The organism is Victivallis vadensis (assembly GCF_003096415.1).
Lineage (GTDB): Bacteria > Verrucomicrobiota > Lentisphaeria > Victivallales > Victivallaceae > Victivallis > Victivallis vadensis.
Window position 1 is genome coordinate 1 of the sequence record NZ_QEKH01000082.1, and the last position, 1,450, is coordinate 1,450.

Genomic DNA, 1,450 nt, shown 5'->3' on the forward strand with positions numbered 1-1,450 from the left:
GGCTTCGTCACTATCGTTCCTCGTTACTTGCTGCCGCAAGTAATTCCCTCACATTCGTTCGCGGCGCTGACCGCGCTTATTGTGCGCCGCGTAAAAGGCAACGTGGCCTTACATATGCGCCGCGTAAATGGTCTTGGAGCCCAACCAAGGCCTGCCAGTGTCAGCCGCCGCACGCCCCCCGAAGGAGCATTGGCGTACGCACCCGGCAGCGGCACCTTGCCGCCACCTTGCCGCCACCTTGCCGCCTTAACATACTTGGCATTATGCGAAATCGACCGGAATTCTGACTTGAACATGTTGCGTTTTTCCTTCGATCAATGCCAACAAGCGAGTAATTGCGACGGAGCCGATTTCGAAATCATTAGTCAGGGCAGAAATAAAATGATCCGTCTTACTCCGCGTTCCCCGCTGGCCGTCGAAACAGCCGATCCGCACCGGCAACTTGTGCGTTTCCACATACCTCCCCGCGCCGCGCGCCAGTTGCGGAGCCGTTGCGACCAGTGCGTCGAATCTGCCGTCTTGCAGCAGTTCCGCCGCGAGCCGTTCGCCGTCGGCTTCGGTGTAGTCGCTGTAACGGATTGCGCTTTCCTCCACCGTCACTCCGGCCCGCGCCATTCCGGCTTCGAGCTGCGGGATGATCGAGGTATCCGGCTTGCCCGCCAGCCAGCAGAACCGGCGGCAGCCGGCGGCTTTCAGCCGTCCGGCGATGCCGTCGGCGGATTGCCCGTAGTCGCTTGCGACGTAGTGCAGCGGTTCGTCCTCCCGGAAGTCCGGCGTCGAAGTCAGGAAAATACGCGGCCCGGTCACCTCGACCAGCTCTTTCCAGTATTCTTCGGAACGGTGCGCGCCCCAGATCAGCAGCCCGTCCAGAAAGCCGGAGCTGAACATACCTTCGTACCGGTTCTCCAGTTTGTATTCGGGCCGGTTGAACAGCAGCAGCAGATTGTATGAAGTCGTGCTCAACGCCTGTTCGATTCCGCTCAGGATATCCACGAAATGGGTGTCGTGAAACGCATTGTGCCCCATCTCCTCCTGCGGCGGCACCAGCAGCCCGATCACGAAGCTGCGCCGCTTGAAGAAACGCTGCGCATTCACGTTCGGCACGTAGTTGAGCTTTTTCGCCGCCTCGCGCACCTTGAGCCGCGTGCTTTCCGGGATCGACAACCCGGCGTCCGGGCTGTTGAGCACCTTCGACACCGTGCAGGTGCTCAAACCCACATAGCGGGCCAGTTCCCGGATCGTGCAGTTTTTCGTTTTCCGTTCCATGCCGCATCCATTGATTAACGCGTTAACTTAACACGTTATCTATTATACCAAAAAATAACCGCAATGTCAATAGCAAAACGAAATATTTCGTTATTGTCCCAAATTTTGTGAAACACACTTGTAGTTTCCAACGCCGATAACGACGTTGCCGATAATTTGCATACGTTTTTGCCAGTAGTCCTCC

1 protein-coding gene is annotated in these 1,450 nt (G+C 57.4%); it reads right to left on the reverse strand.

Annotated features, from left to right (window positions below; translation table 11 throughout):
* Positions 1-261 precede the first annotated feature (261 nt).
* Positions 262-1,266, reverse strand: coding sequence for a LacI family DNA-binding transcriptional regulator (locus C8D82_RS20465; RefSeq protein ID WP_116886144.1), 1,005 nt, complete (start codon positions 1,264-1,266; stop codon positions 262-264).
* Between the last annotated feature and the right edge of the window lie 184 nt (positions 1,267-1,450).